At 67.3% G+C, this 15,100-nt stretch carries 12 protein-coding genes; 6 read left to right on the top strand and 6 right to left on the bottom strand.

Annotated elements, in window-relative coordinates; all coding sequences use genetic code 11:
* Positions 1 to 104: 104 nt before the first annotated feature.
* Positions 105 to 1,769, bottom strand: a complete 1,665-nt coding sequence (gene recN, locus EO174_RS06580) for a DNA repair protein RecN (RefSeq protein ID WP_126943276.1) — start codon at positions 1,767 to 1,769, stop codon at positions 105 to 107.
* Between the two features lie 116 nt (positions 1,770 to 1,885).
* Here recN and hrcA point away from each other — a divergent pair, with 116 nt between their 5' ends.
* The 6 genes from hrcA to EO174_RS06550 all read left to right on the top strand — a co-directional run bounded on the left by hrcA (position 1,886) and on the right by EO174_RS06550 (position 9,293).
* Positions 1,886 to 2,938 carry a heat-inducible transcriptional repressor HrcA gene (gene hrcA, locus EO174_RS06575; protein ID WP_104583337.1) on the top strand — a complete coding sequence of 351 codons (1,053 nt, stop codon included), beginning with the start codon at positions 1,886 to 1,888 and terminating at the stop codon, positions 2,936 to 2,938.
* Between the two features lie 99 nt (positions 2,939 to 3,037).
* Complete coding sequence (gene grpE, locus EO174_RS06570) at positions 3,038 to 3,556, top strand: nucleotide exchange factor GrpE (protein WP_010366360.1); 519 nt, start codon at positions 3,038 to 3,040, stop codon at positions 3,554 to 3,556.
* A gap of 142 nt (positions 3,557 to 3,698) precedes the next feature.
* Positions 3,699 to 5,624, top strand: coding sequence for a molecular chaperone DnaK (gene dnaK / locus EO174_RS06565; RefSeq protein ID WP_016901561.1), 1,926 nt, complete (start codon positions 3,699 to 3,701; stop codon positions 5,622 to 5,624).
* Between the two features lie 159 nt (positions 5,625 to 5,783).
* On the top strand, positions 5,784 to 6,911 hold the full coding sequence (gene dnaJ / locus EO174_RS06560; RefSeq protein ID WP_104583336.1) for a molecular chaperone DnaJ: 1,128 nt from the start codon (positions 5,784 to 5,786) through the stop codon (positions 6,909 to 6,911).
* 349 nt (positions 6,912 to 7,260) lie between these two features.
* Entirely contained in the window at positions 7,261 to 8,169 is a 909-nt protein-coding gene (pdxY, locus tag EO174_RS06555) for a pyridoxal kinase (protein WP_115676640.1), read from the top strand.
* Complete coding sequence (locus EO174_RS06550; RefSeq protein ID WP_104648389.1) at positions 8,166 to 9,293, top strand: prephenate dehydrogenase; 1,128 nt, start codon at positions 8,166 to 8,168, stop codon at positions 9,291 to 9,293. Before pdxY ends, EO174_RS06550 begins: the two co-directional genes overlap by 4 nt.
* A 275-nt stretch (positions 9,294 to 9,568) precedes the next feature.
* On the opposite strand, the gene EO174_RS06545 is transcribed toward EO174_RS06550, so the two are convergent.
* From EO174_RS06545 to EO174_RS06525, 5 genes are all read right to left on the bottom strand, one after another.
* Positions 9,569 to 9,781 (bottom strand): hypothetical protein, encoded by a 213-nt coding sequence (locus tag EO174_RS06545; RefSeq protein WP_126943273.1) that lies wholly within the window; start codon positions 9,779 to 9,781, stop codon positions 9,569 to 9,571.
* A 149-nt stretch (positions 9,782 to 9,930) separates the two neighbouring features.
* Positions 9,931 to 11,334: a TolC family protein gene (locus tag EO174_RS06540; protein WP_104648390.1), complete on the bottom strand. Its 1,404-nt coding sequence runs from the start codon at positions 11,332 to 11,334 to the stop codon at positions 9,931 to 9,933.
* On the bottom strand, positions 11,331 to 12,422 hold the full coding sequence (locus tag EO174_RS06535) for an HlyD family efflux transporter periplasmic adaptor subunit (RefSeq protein WP_104648391.1): 1,092 nt from the start codon (positions 12,420 to 12,422) through the stop codon (positions 11,331 to 11,333). The genes EO174_RS06540 and EO174_RS06535 overlap by 4 nt, the downstream gene beginning before the upstream one ends.
* Complete coding sequence (locus EO174_RS06530; protein ID WP_126943270.1) at positions 12,406 to 14,094, bottom strand: ABC transporter ATP-binding protein; 1,689 nt, start codon at positions 14,092 to 14,094, stop codon at positions 12,406 to 12,408. Before EO174_RS06530 ends, EO174_RS06535 begins: the two co-directional genes overlap by 17 nt.
* Before the next feature lie 88 nt (positions 14,095 to 14,182).
* Positions 14,183 to 15,082, bottom strand: a complete 900-nt coding sequence (locus EO174_RS06525; RefSeq protein WP_104583328.1) for a hydrogen peroxide-inducible genes activator — start codon at positions 15,080 to 15,082, stop codon at positions 14,183 to 14,185.
* Between the last annotated feature and the right edge of the window lie 18 nt (positions 15,083 to 15,100).

The raw sequence follows: 15,100 nt of genomic DNA, 5'->3' as shown, positions 1-15,100 counted from the left end.
CCAGCGGCATTGTGGCAACGACAAGGCGGCTTCGGCCGCCTTGTGCGTTTGCAGCCATTGGCTGCCCGGCCACGCCGAGCTCTGCCGGCGCCACGCCGGTCGGCTCAGGCGCTCTGCAGCAGCTTGCGTGCCGCCGCGCGGGCTTCCTTGCTGACTTCCACCCCGCCCAGCATGCGCGCCAGCTCTTCCTGGCGGGCCTGCGGGCCGAGCAGTTCGACCGCGCTCTGGGTCATGCCGTCCACCGGCGCCTTGCTGACCCGATAGTGCGCATGGCCCTTGGCGGCCACCTGCGGCAAGTGGGTCACGCACAGCACCTGGCGCTCTTCGCCCAGGGCGCGCAGCTTCTGCCCGACGATGTCCGCCACCGCGCCGCCGATGCCGGAATCGACCTCGTCGAAGACCATGGTCGGCACGCTGTCCAGCCCGAGGGCGGCGACCTCGATCGCCAGTGAAATCCGCGACAGCTCGCCGCCGGAGGCGACCTTGCGCAATGCGCGGGGTGGCTGCCCGGCATTGGCGGCAACCAGGAATTCCACCCGCTCGGCGCCATTGGGATCCGGGCGCAGGGTGTCCTGCGGCTGCAGCTGGATCAGGAACTGCCCGCCGCCCATGCCCAGCTCGCCGATCAGCGTGGTGGTGGCGGCCGACAGGGCCTCGGCAGCGGCCATGCGGCTGGCGCTGAGGGTGCTGGCTGCACTGCGCCAGACGCCGATTGCCGCCTCGATGTGCTTGTCCAGCTGCTGCAGGCGCTCGTCGGCGCCGCGCAGGCTTTCCACTTCCAGACTCATGCGCTCGCGCTGGGCGGCCAGTTCGTCCGGGGTGACGCGATGCTTGCGCGCCAGATCGTGCAGGCGGCCGAGCCGGCGCTCCATCGCCTCGAACTGGGCCGGGTCGGCCTCCAGGTCGTCGCGCACGCGGTCGAGCAGGGCCAGCGCCTCTTCGATCTGGATGACCGCGCTGTCCAGCAGCGCATCGACCTCGCCCAGGCGCGGCTCGTGCTCTGCCACGCGCGCCAGGTCGTGGCGGCTGTCCTGCAGCAGGCCCAGCGCGCAGGCGCCGTCGTCGCCATTGAGCTGCAGGGCCACGCTGTCGCAGGCGCCGATCAAGGCGGTGGCATGCGCCTGGCGGCGGTGATTGACGTCCAGCGCGGCGATCGCGGCCGGGTCCAGGTCCTCGCGTTCCAGTTCGCCGAGCTGGTGTTCCAGAAAACCGATGCGATCGGAGACATCGCCTTGCGCGGACAGCGCGTCGCGCTCGTCCAGCAGGGCCTGCCAGCGCTGGCTGGCCTGGCGCACCTGCTCGCGCTGCGCGCCGTTGCGGGCGTAGGCGTCGAGCAGGGCGAGCTGGCTGTGGCGGGCCATCAGGGCCTGGTGTTCGTGCTGGCCATGGATCTCCACCAGCCGCGAAGCCAGTTCCGCCAGTTGCGAGGAGGTCACCGGGCGGCCGTTGATCCAGGCACGCGAGCCGCCATCGGCACGGATGACCCGGCGCAGCTGGCACTGCGCATCGTCGTCGAGTTCGTTGTCCGACAGCCAGGTCAGGCCCGGGTGCTGGGGCGGCAGCTGGAATTCGGCCGACAGTTCGGCGCGGTCGGCGCCGTGGCGGACCACGCCGCTGTCGGCGCGCAGCCCGGACAGAAAGCCCAGTGCGTCCACCATCAGCGACTTGCCGGCGCCGGTTTCGCCGGAAACCACGGTCATGCCTGGCCCGAATTCCAGTTCGGTGGCGCGGACGACGGCGAAATCCTTGATGGAGAGGTGTCTGAGCATGGGGTCGAGTGTGAACGCTTTGGGGAAGCTTAGGGTGGGAGCGGCGGGCAGGGAATAAGACGCTTGCCAACCGCAGGGCCAGACATTATCTATGCCCAGTCTCACCGGATGATCCCATGCGCGCGTCACAGTCCCCAACGCTCGACCCCCGCGCTCGCCAGCTGCTGCGGACGTTGATTGCCCGCTATATCCGCGACGGCGAGCCGGTGGGCTCCAAGACGCTGGCCCAGCACGCGGGGCTGGACGTCAGCCCGGCCACCATCCGCAACATCCTGGCCGACCTGGAGGACGTGGGGCTGCTCAGCTCTCCGCACACATCGGCCGGGCGGGTGCCCACCGCGCACGGGTACCGGGTGTTCGTCGACAGCCTGGTGCAGATGCAGCCGCCCGGCGAGGAAGAAGTGCGACGCCTGCGCGCGGAGCTTGCCAGCGGCAACGGCACCCAGTCGCTGCTGGGCAGTGCCTCGCAGATGCTGTCGGCGATGAGCCATTTCGTCGGCGTGGTCAGCGCGCCGCGGCGCGAGCAGTTCGCGTTCCGGCACATCGACTTCGTTGCGCTGGACGCGCGGCGGGTGCTGGCGATCCTGGTGTTTGCCGACAACGAGGTGCAGAACCGGGTGATCGAGCCGCGCCGGGCCTACGAGCCGGCCGAGCTGGAGCGGGTGGCAAATTACCTCAATGCGCAATTTGCCGGGCGCGCGCTGGCGGATATCCGCGCCAGCCTGTTGCGCGAGTTGCGCCTGGCCAAGAACGAGATGGAGCAGTTGCTGGCGCACAGCGTGGACCTGGCCAGCGAGGCGCTGGTGCCGGCCGATGCCGACGACATGGTGATGGCCGGGCAGACCCGCCTGATGGGCGTGCAGGACCTGTCGGACCTGGACCGGCTGCGCGAGCTGTTCGAGGCCTTCGCCAGCAAGCGCGAGATCCTGCAGCTGCTCGAACGCACCATCCAGGCGCCGGGCGTGCGCATCTTCATCGGCGAGGAGACCGGCATGGTGTCGCTGGACGACGTCTCGCTGGTCACCGCGCCGTACGCCGCCAATGGCCAGGTGCTGGGCGTGCTGGGCGTGATCGGGCCCAAACGCATGGCCTACGACCGGGTGATTCCGCTGGTGCAGACCGCCGCCCAGGTGCTGGGTGCGGCCATGGAACCGCCCGGCACGCGATAAGCGGCAACGATCGAGACGATCATTTTGCTTGAAACGCGCGTGCGCGCCCACATACGGGGTGACGTTGGGGCGGGCGTTCCGCTTGCCCGGGAACTGCACATGAACCAAGACCACCCCGAATTCGACTCCGAAGACCTGTCCCAGAACCCACCCGAGACCGATCCGCTCAAGGCCGAGATCGAATCGCTGCGCAGCGAGATCGCGCTGGTCAAGGCCGATGCCCTGCGCGAGCGTGCCGATCTGGAGAACCAGCGCAAGCGCATCGCCCGTGATGTCGAGAACGCGCGCAAGTTCGCCAACGAAAAGCTGCTGGGCGAGCTGCTGCCGGTGTTCGACAGCCTGGACGCCGGCCTGACCGCGGCCGGCACCGAGCCCAGCCCGCTGCGCGATGGTCTGGACATGACCTACAAGCAGCTGCTCAAGGTTGCGGCCGACAACGGCCTGACCCTGCTCGATCCGGTCGGCCAGCCGTTCAACCCGGACCAGCACCAGGCCATCAGCCAGGGCGAGGCCGAGGGCATCGCCCCGGGCCACGTGGTGCAGGTGTTCCAGAAAGGCTATCTGCTCAACGAACGTCTGCTGCGCCCGGCCCTGGTGGTCGTGGCCAAGCACGACTGAACCGTGGCGCCCGGCTGAACTGCCGGGCGCATGCGCGAAACGCAGATTCGTGCAGGTGGCTTGAACACCTGCGCACCACCCCCACATCTCAGCCAGACCCGGCGTCGCCGGACACAGCTAAAGAATCATCAGGAGCGTATCCATGGGCAAGATCATTGGTATTGACCTCGGCACCACGAACTCGTGCGTGTCGATCATGGACGGCGGCAAGGCCCGCGTCATCGAAAATTCCGAGGGCGATCGCACCACGCCTTCGATCGTCGCCTACACCAAGGACGGCGAAGTCCTGGTCGGTGCCTCGGCCAAGCGCCAGGCAGTGACCAACCCCAAGAACACCTTCTACGCGGTGAAGCGCCTGATCGGCCGCAAGTTCACCGACGCCGAAGTGCAGAAGGACATCTCGCACGTGCCGTACGGCATCCTCGCCCACGACAACGGCGATGCCTGGGTGCAGACCAGCGATGGCAAGCGCATGGCGCCGCAGGAAATCTCCGCCCGCGTGCTTGAAAAGATGAAGAAGACCGCCGAGGACTTCCTGGGCGAGAAGGTCACCGAGGCCGTGATCACGGTGCCGGCCTACTTCAACGACAGCCAGCGTCAGGCCACCAAGGACGCCGGCCGCATCGCCGGTCTGGACGTCAAGCGCATCATCAACGAGCCGACCGCTGCAGCCCTGGCCTATGGCCTGGACAAGAACGGCGGCGACCGCAAGATCGCCGTGTACGACCTGGGCGGCGGCACCTTCGACGTGTCGATCATCGAAATCGCCGAAGTCGACGGCGAGAAGCAGTTCGAAGTGCTGGCCACCAATGGCGACACCTTCCTCGGCGGCGAAGACTTCGACAACCGCGTCATCGAGTACCTGGTCGACGAATTCAACAAGGATCAGGGCATCGATCTGCGCAAGGATCCGTTGGCGCTGCAGCGCCTGAAGGACGCCGCAGAGCGCGCCAAGATCGAGCTGTCGACCAGCCAGCAGACCGAAGTGAACCTGCCGTACGTCACCGCCGATGCCTCGGGCCCGAAGCACCTCAACATCAAGTTGACCCGTGCCAAGCTCGAAGCGCTGGTGGAGGACCTGGTCAAGAAGTCGATCGAGCCGTGCCGCACCGCGTTGAACGATGCCGGCCTGCGCGCCAGCGACATCAACGAAGTGATCCTGGTCGGCGGTCAGACCCGTATGCCGAAGGTGCAGCAGGCCGTTGCCGATTTCTTCGGCAAGGAACCGCGCAAGGACGTCAACCCGGACGAAGCCGTGGCCGTGGGCGCTGCGATCCAGGGCGGCGTGCTGGCCGGCGACGTCAAGGACGTGCTGCTGCTGGACGTGACCCCGCTGTCGCTGGGTATCGAAACCATGGGCGGCGTGTTCACCAAGATCATCGAAAAGAACACCACCATCCCGACCAAGGCTTCGCAGACCTTCTCCACCGCCGAGGACAACCAGTCGGCCGTGACCGTGCATGTATTGCAGGGTGAGCGCGAGCAGGCCCGCTTCAACAAGTCGCTGGCCAAGTTCGACCTGTCCGGCATCGAGCCGGCCCCGCGCGGCATGCCGCAGGTGGAAGTGTCCTTCGACATCGACGCCAACGGCATCCTGCACGTGTCGGCCAAGGACAAGAAGACCAACAAGGAGCAGAAGGTCGAGATCAAGGCCGGTTCGGGCCTGTCGGACGAAGAGATCCAGCGCATGGTCGCCGATGCGGAAGCCAACCGCGAGGAAGACAAGAAGTTCCAGGAACTGGTGCAGGCCCGCAACCAGGCCGATGGCCTGATCCACGCCACCCGCACCGCGATCACCGAGCATGGCAGCAAGGTCGGTGGCGATGTGATCGGCAAGGTGGAAGCGGCGCTGTCGGATCTGGAAACCGCCATGAAGAGCGACGACAAGGCGCAGATCGAGGCCCGCAGCAAGACCCTGGAAGAAGCCGGCCAGTCGCTGTACGCCGCAGCTGCCGCGGCAGAGCAGGGCGGCAACGCCGATGCGGCCAGCGGCAACGCGCAGGCCTCCAAGGCCGCCGACGACGTGGTGGACGCCGAGTTCACCGAAGTCAAGGACGACAAGAAGTAAGCCGTGATTTGGGAGTCGGGAGTGGGGATTGGCAGCCGGTAAACGTGCCGATCCTCATCCCGATATCCTTTACGCGTCGCGTCGCCAAGGCGGACCAGCACACGCTGTCCGCTTTTGCGTTTCAACGAATCTCAAATCACGAATCCCCAATACCGGCTTATGAGCAAACGCGATTACTACGAAGTGCTGGGCGTTGCCCGTGGCGCCAGCGACGAGGAGCTGAAGAAGGCGTATCGGCGCTGTGCGATGAAGCACCACCCGGACCGCAATCCCGGCGACGCTGCTGCCGAAGCGATGTTCAAGGAGTGCAAGGAAGCCTATGAGGTGTTGTCGGACGGCAACAAGCGCCGCGCCTACGATGCGCATGGCCACGCTGCGTTCGAGCACGGCATGGGCGGTGGTGGTGGGCCGGGTGGCCCGGACATGGGAGATATCTTTGGCGATATCTTCGGCAATATTTTCGGCGGTGGCGCCGCCGGTCCGCGCGCTGCGCGACGTGGTGCCGACGTCGGTTACGTATTGGAACTGGATCTGGAAGAAGCCGTTGCCGGCATCGAACGCCGCATCGAGATCCCGACCCTGATCGAGTGCGAGCCCTGCCATGGCAGTGGTTCGGAAGACGGCAAGGTGGAAGTGTGCGGGACCTGCCACGGACGCGGCCAGGTCCGCATCCAGCGCGGCATCTTCGCCATGCAGCAGAGCTGCCCGCATTGCGACGGGCGCGGCACGCTGATCCAGAACCCGTGCAAGACCTGCCACGGCGCCGGTCGCGTGGAAGAAGACAAGGTGCTGTCGATCAAGGTGCCTGCCGGCGTGGATACCGGCGACCGCATCCGCCTGGCCGGCGAGGGCGAAGCCGGCCCGGCCGGCACGCCGCCGGGCGATCTGTATGTGGAAGTGCGCGTGCGCGAGCACGCGATCTTCCAGCGCGACGGCGATGACCTGCATTGCGAAGTGCCGATTCGTATTTCGCAGGCGGCGCTGGGCGACACCGTGCGCGTGGCCACCCTGGGCGGGGAGGCGGAAATCCGCATTCCGGCCGAAACCCAGACCGGCAAGCTGTTCCGGTTGCGTGGCAAGGGCGTGCGCTCGGTGCGCAGTCGCAGCGAAGGCGATCTGTATTGCCGCGTGGTGGTCGAAACGCCGGTGAACCTGACCGCCGACCAGCGCGAGTTGCTGCAGCAGTTCGAAGCCACGTTCACCGGTGAGGATGCACGCAAGCATTCGCCCAAGTCGGCCACCTTCATCGATGGCGTCAAGGGCTTCTGGGATCGCATGACGTCCTGAGGTTGGGAATCGGGAGTCGGGAGTGGGGAATCGTAAGGGCGGTGTGGCCCGGCCTGCCGGGGTAGTGCGCCAGTGTGGCGATTCGGGCTTCGTGGAAGCGGATGCCGGCTCCCGAATGTCCGGAAAGTTGCACGATTGAGCCAGGTTCTCCAGACGAATGCCGGCCCCGGGGCCGGCATTCGCGTTCTTGCGGCAGGAGCCCGCGCAGATCGGAGGCGATATCGACTGCTGCCAGTGCACGGACCGGCCTGGCGAGAACTGGCTTGGCGGCGGTAGGCGTTGCGGCGAGCGGACGACGGTTGCGTCGATCGACGGTGGGCGCGCCGTGGCGCTGGCGTAAAATGCTGCGATGAACAATGCCCCCGACAGTCATCTGGTCCACGGCCGCCGCCAGCGTCCGGATGGTCCTTCGCCGATCGATGTGATCTCGGTCCAGTCGCAACTGGTCTACGGCCATGCCGGCAACAGCGCGGCGGTGCCACCGCTGCGTGCGCTGGGCCTGCGGGTGGCGGAAGTGCCGACCACGCTGCTGAGCAATGCGCCGTTCTACGCCACCTTGCGCGGCCGCATCCTGCCGGCCGACTGGTTGGCCGACCTGCTGCTGGGGGCGAGCGAGCGCAGCCTGCCGCAGCGTGCCCGCATGCTGGTTTCCGGCTATTTCGGCAGCCTGGCCAATGGCGAGGCGTTTGCCGACTGGCTGGAGCAGACCCTGCCGCAGGCCCCGCAACTGCGTTATTGCCTGGATCCGGTGATCGGCGACACGCACACCGGCCCGTATGTCGAACCCGGACTGGAGCGCGTGTTCGCCGAGCGGCTGTTGCCGCATGCCTGGCTGGTGACGCCGAATGCGTTCGAGCTTGGGCGACTGACCGGTTTGCCGAGTCTGGAGCAGGACGATGCCGTCGTTGCCGCGCGCGCATTGCTGGCGCGCGGCCCGCAATGGGTGCTTGCGCACAGCGTGGCCGGTGCGGCCGGTGAGCTGGTGACCCTGGCGGTCAGCAACACGGCGGTGTATCGCTGGGCCACGCCGCATCTGCCGGTGGATGTGGCCGGCACCGGCGATGTGCTGATGGCCTTGCTGATCGGGTTCCTGCTGCGCGATATGCCGTTCGAGCAGGCGGTGGGGCATGCGCTCAGCGGCGTGCATGGTGCACTGGAAGCCACATTGGATGCAGGCGTCGAGGAGTTCGATGTGCTGGCCGCCGCACCAGCCGCACTTGCGGCTGCCCCGCGTTTTGCGCTCGAGCGATTGGCATGATGGCGCAGCCGGTGGTCGGCATCGTCGGCATCGCCGGTGCCTACGGACGCTGGCTGGCGCAGTTTTTGCGCACGCGCCTGGGGCTGGAGGTGATCGGCTTCGATCCGGCCGGTGACGGCGACATGGACGAGGCCACCTTGGCGCAGCGTGCGGACGTGCTGATCTTTTCTGCGCCGATCCGCCACACCGCCGCATTGATCGCGCGTTATGTGGACCTTGCCGGCCCGCGTGCCGCGTCGCAGTTGTGGATGGATGTCACCTCGATCAAGCAGGCGCCGGTTGCCGCGATGCTGGCATCGCCGGCCGAGGTCGTCGGCCTGCATCCGATGACCGCACCGCCCAAATCGCCCACCTTGAAAGGGCGGGTGATGGTGGTCTGCCAGGCACGGCTGCAGCAGTGGTCGGCATGGGTGCAGATGCTGTGCACCGCGCTGCAGGCCGAGTGCGTGTACGCCACGCCCGAGCACCACGACCGCGTGATGGCGCTGGTGCAGGCGATGGTGCACGCCACCCATCTGGCGCAGGCCGGCACCTTGCGCGACTACGCGCCGCTGCTGGGCGAACTGCGCGCGCTGATGCCGTATCGCTCGGCCTCGTTCGAGCTGGATAGCGCGGTGATCGCGCGCATCCTCTCGCTCAATCCGGCGATCTATGAAGACATCCAGTTCGGCAACCCGTACGTGGGCGAGATGCTCGACCGGCTGTTGCTGCAGCTGCGCGAATTGCGCGCGCTGGTCGCGCAAGGCGACGATGCGGCGCGCGCGCAGTTTCGCGCCCGGTTTCTGGACGACAACGCGCAGGCGCTACGCGGCGAGTCGCTGGCTGCGGGCAACTACACCTATGAGCGCGTGGGCTACCTGCTGGCCGACCTCACCGAGCCGTTGACCGTGAGCGTCTACCTGCCGGAAGACCAGCCCGGTTCGTTGCGTGCGCTGTTGCATGTGTTCGAGCAGCATGGGGTGAATCTGTCGTCGATCCACTCGTCGCGCACGCCGGTGGGCGAGTTGCATTTCCGCATCGGGTTCGAGCCGGACAGCGATCGCGCGGCGCTGGCGCAGGCAGCCAGCGACATCGATCGCAGCGGCATCGGACGGGTGCTGGAGCGTTCCGATCGCACCGGGTAGCCACGATCCACCGCCGGTCTGAGCCTGAGCGATGCCGATATCGCGGCGTGCGGCCTGCGGCGATCCCATGTTGGCTGACTGAACCGCATGCGATGCGCCGAGGGCGATACGGGGGGCAATACCGGGCGTGGCCGGGCACGACGCCGAGTGCTTGCCACAGCGGTTTCATCCACACAGGGTGTGGATGAAACCTGCACAAGCATGTGGATAACCGCGTGCAGCCCTTGCACTGCAAGGGTTGCCGACCGGGTGGTCAAAAAATGACCAGCGTCATCTCAGCACGTGGACAGCCGCAACTCGCCACCATCGGTGATGAAGCGCTGGCCCTGCCGCTGCAGGCGGCGGCCATCGGGGAGTTCGTAGCGTGGCGCAGCGCGCGACTGCATCTGGGCTTGCTGCCCGTTGCGGGATTGGGGCTCGTCGCGGAATTCGATGATGACGTAGGACTCGCCATCTGCACCGATTGCGGGAAATTGCCGGAACGACATACGCACCTCCGAAAGAATCAGGGACGTCGTGCGAGCTGCCAGGGATCGCACCACCGGCGCCGGGGCGGCCGAAGCGAGCATGCGCAGGCAGGTGTTACCCGGGCGTCATTGCGCGATGCGGCAAGTTGGCGAGCCAACCGCCAGCCCGTTCACCGGCTCAGCTGCAACGCATCCCGATCGGCCGTCGCCGCCGCCAGCTCTGCACGCGCCGAGGCAATGCGCGCCTGCGCATCGATCAGGCGCACGCGGGCATCGTTGGCGGTCTCCTCGCGCTGGTTGACCAGGAAGAAATCGCCCGACCCCAGCTCGAAGCGGCGGCGCTCGGCGGCTGCCAGACGGTCGGCCAGGGCGCGTTCTTCGTCGGCGATCTTGGCCAGCCGTTCGGCGGCGGTGAGCGAGATGACGATCGATTCGACCTCCACCGTGATCTGGTCGCGCAGGTAACGGCTGCGCTGATCCAGCGCCTCGATCTCGGCGCGTGCTTCGGCGACCCGGCCCTTGGCGGCGCGGTTTTCCAGCGGCACGCTGAAGCGGAAGCCGATGATGGCATCGGTCGGCGAGCGGTTCGGGCCGCCGACACCGGGCGCCCCGAGGTCCTTGCTGACCTCGAAACTCACATCCAGGCGTGGCTTGAGGTCGTTCTGTGCCAGCATCAGCCGTGCAGTGGCCTGATCGATGCGGGTCAGCACCGCGCGGTAATCGGGGCGCTCCACCGGTGCGGTGATCTTGCTGGCGCCGGCCAGACCTTCCAGCGCCGACGTATCGGCCGGCAGGCGTTCGGTGGACACGATCAACGGCATTCCCGCTTCATCGCGCAGGTACAGCGACAAGGCATTGGCAGCATTGGCGAAGTCCTGCTCCGAGCGCACCACCAATGCGCGTCGGCGGACCAGGTTCTGGTCGTTTTCGGTCAGCAGGATGGTGGGCCGCGCACCCAGTGTCACCTGCCGGGAAATCGCATTGCGGCGCTGCTCGGCCAGCTGCAGCAGGTCGTTGTACGCGCGCAGCTTCAGGCCGGCCGCGACCCAGCTCTGGTAGGCGTCCACCGCGCGGCGTTGCACGCCGATGGCGACCATTTCCGCTTCGTATTGCGCGACATCGATATCGGCACCGGCAACGCTGCGACGGGTGCGGCGCTCGTCGACCACCCGGTCGCGCAGCAGCGCATACAGCGCGCCGACCTTCACTTCGCCGCCGCGGTCGGTGTAGGACTTGTCTTCGTAGACCGGGAAGGAACCACGCGAGGAGCGGTAACCACCGTAGTAATAGCCGCCGTTGTCGTCGAACGGGCGCTTGACGGTGCTTTCGATCGCGCTGCCGTCGTAGTAGCCGGCCTCGCGCGAGCGGCCGTCGATATCGAACACGGTGTCGAACGCGCCATCGGCCGAGATGCCCTTGCCTTCAGCCTGGCGGACCTTGGCCAGCGACTCGATGATCTGCGGAGAAGCGCGGGCAGAGGAGCGCAGCACTTCATCCAGCGTCAGCGCGGTGGTCTGGGCGGCAACCACGCCCGGTACGAGCGCGACCAGCAGGACGACAAGACGGCGGATCATTTCTTGCCGGTCTCGTCGTCTTCGGACTTGCCGGCCGACGCCGGCTTGGCCTTGCCCTCATCCTGCGTCGTCGTCGCCGACGGGCGGCGGCCGAACTCCAGCGGGAAATTATTGAGCTGGCGCCACAGTTCGTAGCCCACCTTCACCGTTTCGCCCTGTACCCAGCCGCGCACCTTGCCGCCCTGGCGGGCGAATTCCTGCGCCGGCCAGGCCGGCTTGCCCGGCTGCGGTTCGACCAGGATGCGGAACAATCCGTCGGGTGCGGCATTGGGGTCGATGGCGCGGACGCGACCATCGAACATGCCGTGCGCCACCGACGGCCAGCCGCTGAACTGGATCGCCGGCCAGCCTTCGAACTCCAGCCGCACCGGGCGACCGGGGCGGATCAGCGGCACGTCGCGGCCATCGATGTACAGCTCGACCGCACGTTCCACCCGCTCCGGCGCGATCACCGCCAGCACCGTGCCGGGCGAGACCATCGCGCTGCCGCTGGCGGCGTTGAGCTGCTGCACGCGGCCATCGCGCGGTGCGCGCACCAGCTGCGCCGACTGACGGTTCAACTGGATGTCGATGCGGGTCAGCTTGGCACGCGATTCGGCCAGCTTGGCATCGGCTTCGGCCACCTTGATCTGGGTCAGTTCGTAGTCGCGGCGGCCGGCCAGGCCTTCGGCGAGCAGCTGGCGGCTGCGTTCCACATCGATACTGGCGACCGCGCGCGATTGCTGGATGGCGCTGATTTCCGCCGCCACCTGCGCACGCTCGCTGGCAAGACGGGCCAGCAGGTCCGGGTCGAGGTCGCCGACGCGGGCGATCGGGTCGCCCTTGGCGACGTGCTGACCATCGTGTACATACCAGCGCTCCACCCGGCCCGGCACGAAGGCGGTGACCTGTTGCTGACGGTCACCCGGGTCCAGCGCCACCACCTGGCCCTTGCCGCTGGCGGTCTGCACCCAGGGTGCGAACGCCAGGATGGAACCGGCGATGGCCACGCCGATCAGCAGCATCCACGCCAACACCTTGGCGATGCTGGGCGGGCGCATGGATGCCAGGGTGGGGAAGTGCGCGATCCGGTCAGAGGCGTGCTGCATTGTCGGCCTCCTGCGTGGATGCGATCAGGTCGGCGCGCGTGGCGTAGCGCTGCTGGCGCTCCGGTTCCAGGCGGAACCAGCCATCCAGGGTGATGTCCTCCGGCCGGCCGGTGCACAGCAGGACCGTGGTGCCGGCCTGCTTCAGCTGCCGCAGCACCCGGGTCAGGCGTTCGGCCGGCAGCAGGTCGTACAGCTGCGACAGCATCAGCACGCGCGGACGCACCAGCAATGCGTTGGCCAGTTTCAGCGCCATCACTTCGCCGATCCACAGCGGGTAGCCGGAGGCGGCAAGCCGGGTGTCCAGGCCTTGCGGCAGCGCGGCGATGCGCGCGCGCAGCCCCACCGTATCGATGGCTTCGAGCATCGTCTCGGAGGTCACCTCGGCCGAGGCCATCGACAGGTATTCGCGGATGGTGACCTCGACGATGGTTGGCCGATCGAGCACGGTCACTTCAGAGCGCAGCAGGTACATGTCGAAGGTGGCCATGTCGGCGCCGCCGACCATCACCAGCCCGCGGTCCGGGACGACATGGCGCTTGAGCACCATCGCCAGCAGACGTTCGGCGCCGCCGTCGGCCAGCGTCACCAGTTGTTCGCCGGCCTCCAGCGTGAAATCGAAGCGCGCCCCCTCGATCACCACCCCGTCCAGGCGCACGGCACTGTTGCCGGGGATCTTGCCCGCGGCAGCCACCGGGCGCTCCTGCGGAATGGCATACAGCACCGACAATTCCTCGGCGCTGGCCACCAGGTCGTAGAACACGTCCAGGTAGGTGCCCAACTGCGCGATGCCATAGAACACCGCGCTGAGGATCAGCTCGGCGGCCACCAGCTGGCCGATCGACAGTTCGCCACGCAGGATCAGGCTGCCGCCCAGTGCCAGCAGCGCCGCGCTGGCGACCGCGTAGGTGAGCAGGAACGCCACCGTCTGGGTGAAGGTGTAGCGGAAATGGCGCCGATGCCGGGCGACGTAGGTGGCGGTCACCGCTTCGGAGCGCTCCATCGCGAAGTTGAGATGGCGGCTGGATTTGTAGAAGCCGTTGGAGCCACCCACGCTTTCCAGCCAATGCGCCGCGTTGTGCTTGGCGTGGCTCAGTTCCACCGCCGAGCGGATCGAGCCGCGCGACCAGATCATCCAGATCGCGAAGATGATCAGCAGCAGCAGCGCGTTGAAGCCGAGGAAGAACGGGTGATAGAAGCTGGTGACGATCAGGCCCACCGCCGATTGCAGCACGATGGTGAAGGCACCGACGGCCAGGCTGGGCACCGCTTTCTGCACCACCACCAGATCGAAGTAGCGGTTGAACACGTCGCCACGGTTCTGGTCGGCGAAGAACGGGTTCTGCGCATGCACCGCGCGCACGGTGATTTCCGCCACCACCCGCGCAAACAGGCGGCGCTCGAACAGCGCCATCATCCACACCCGCATCGCGCTGAGCGCCGCCACCAGCAACAGCAGGCCCAGCAACAGGCTGGACAGGGTCCACAGCGGGGTGGGCAGCGCGGTATTGGCGACGCTGTTGATCAGCAACTGCACCGAGATCGGCGTGGCCAGCGACAGCAGGCTGATCGCGACCCCGTACACCATGGCCAGGCGCACGTAGGGCATGTCCGGCCCGACGATCTCCGCCAGCCAGGCTCCCGCTTCCCGCCATCCGATCTGCTTGCCCGCCATTCGATTTCCGTTGATGAGTTCAATGAAGCATTGACGAGTTGCAGTTGGCGAACAAGGCAGCAGCGCTTATTCGACGCATAGGATTTTCCTATGCGGCCACCGCACGCAGAAGATCGGCAATCAGCCCGAAGGCCGGCGCGCGTCCTGCGCCTTGCCGCCACAGCAGACCGATCTCCCTATAGTAGCGTCCGCCTTTGATCGGCCGTACGACGACATCGTCGCCCTCGCGGATTTCCTGGCGCACATACAGGTCTGGCAGTAATGCAAGACCCATGCCCATCCCCGCCATCTGGCGGATCGCATCCAGGCTGGTGCCTTCGTAATCGCGCAGGACATTGGCGCCGACGTCCATGGCGATCGCCGCGACCTGTTCGGCCAGGCGGTATTCGGGCATCAGGGTGAGCAGGTTGGCGCCGCGCAGATCGGCCGGCGTGATGCAGGCCTTGGCACGCAGGGGGTGATCGGCGGCCATGGTCACGTGCAGCGGTTCGCGGAACAGGCGCTCGCTGTGCAGGCCGCGCCCGGCCACCGGCAATTGCGCCAGGATCAGGTCGTGCACGCCGCTGGCCAGACCGCTGGCGAGCACGGTCGGCAGGCCTTCGCGCACGTGCACGCGCAGTGCCGGGTGTTCGCGATGCAGGCGCGCGACCAGGCTCGGCATCAGGTAGGCGCCCAGCGTGGGCGACACGCCCAGCCGGATGGTGCCGATCAAGGTGTCGGCCGAGGTGGCGCGGACGTCTTCCAGATCGGCCACGTCCAGCAGGATGCTGCGCGCGCGATCGAGCAGGTCGCGCCCCAGCGGCGTCAGGATGGCCGGCACGCCACGCTCGAACAGCGCGGCGCCGACGATGGTTTCCAGCGCACGGATCTGCTGCGACAACGAGGGTTGCGACACGCCCATCTGCTCGGCGGCGCGGGTGAAGCTGCCGGTGTCGGCGAGCGCGACGAAATAACTGAGCTGGCGAATGGTGGTTCTGGGGCGGGGCATGCGGGATGTCGTCAGGGG

It is taken from the genome of Xanthomonas sp. BRIP62418 (genome assembly GCF_003993495.1).
Taxonomy (GTDB): Bacteria; Pseudomonadota; Gammaproteobacteria; order Xanthomonadales; family Xanthomonadaceae; genus Xanthomonas; species Xanthomonas euroxanthea.
The sequence above is the reverse complement of the archived record's forward strand: the minus strand, read 5'-3'. Positions and strand labels throughout refer to the sequence as shown.

What these genes read in the sequence shown, in the direction of transcription:
- recN (WP_126943276.1), bottom strand. Translation starts at nt 1,769, where the DNA reads ATGCTCAGACACCTCTCCATCAAGGATTTCGCCGTCGTCCGCGCCACC.
- hrcA (WP_104583337.1), top strand. Translation starts at nt 1,886, where the DNA reads ATGCGCGCGTCACAGTCCCCAACGCTCGACCCCCGCGCTCGCCAGCTG.
- grpE (WP_010366360.1), top strand. Translation starts at nt 3,038, where the DNA reads ATGAACCAAGACCACCCCGAATTCGACTCCGAAGACCTGTCCCAGAAC.
- dnaK (WP_016901561.1), top strand. Translation starts at nt 3,699, where the DNA reads ATGGGCAAGATCATTGGTATTGACCTCGGCACCACGAACTCGTGCGTG.
- dnaJ (WP_104583336.1), top strand. Translation starts at nt 5,784, where the DNA reads ATGAGCAAACGCGATTACTACGAAGTGCTGGGCGTTGCCCGTGGCGCC.
- pdxY (WP_115676640.1), top strand. Translation starts at nt 7,261, where the DNA reads ATGAACAATGCCCCCGACAGTCATCTGGTCCACGGCCGCCGCCAGCGT.
- EO174_RS06550 (WP_104648389.1), top strand. Translation starts at nt 8,166, where the DNA reads ATGATGGCGCAGCCGGTGGTCGGCATCGTCGGCATCGCCGGTGCCTAC.
- EO174_RS06545 (WP_126943273.1), bottom strand. Translation starts at nt 9,781, where the DNA reads ATGTCGTTCCGGCAATTTCCCGCAATCGGTGCAGATGGCGAGTCCTAC.
- EO174_RS06540 (WP_104648390.1), bottom strand. Translation starts at nt 11,334, where the DNA reads ATGATCCGCCGTCTTGTCGTCCTGCTGGTCGCGCTCGTACCGGGCGTG.
- EO174_RS06535 (WP_104648391.1), bottom strand. Translation starts at nt 12,422, where the DNA reads ATGCAGCACGCCTCTGACCGGATCGCGCACTTCCCCACCCTGGCATCC.
- EO174_RS06530 (WP_126943270.1), bottom strand. Translation starts at nt 14,094, where the DNA reads ATGGCGGGCAAGCAGATCGGATGGCGGGAAGCGGGAGCCTGGCTGGCG.
- EO174_RS06525 (WP_104583328.1), bottom strand. Translation starts at nt 15,082, where the DNA reads ATGCCCCGCCCCAGAACCACCATTCGCCAGCTCAGTTATTTCGTCGCG.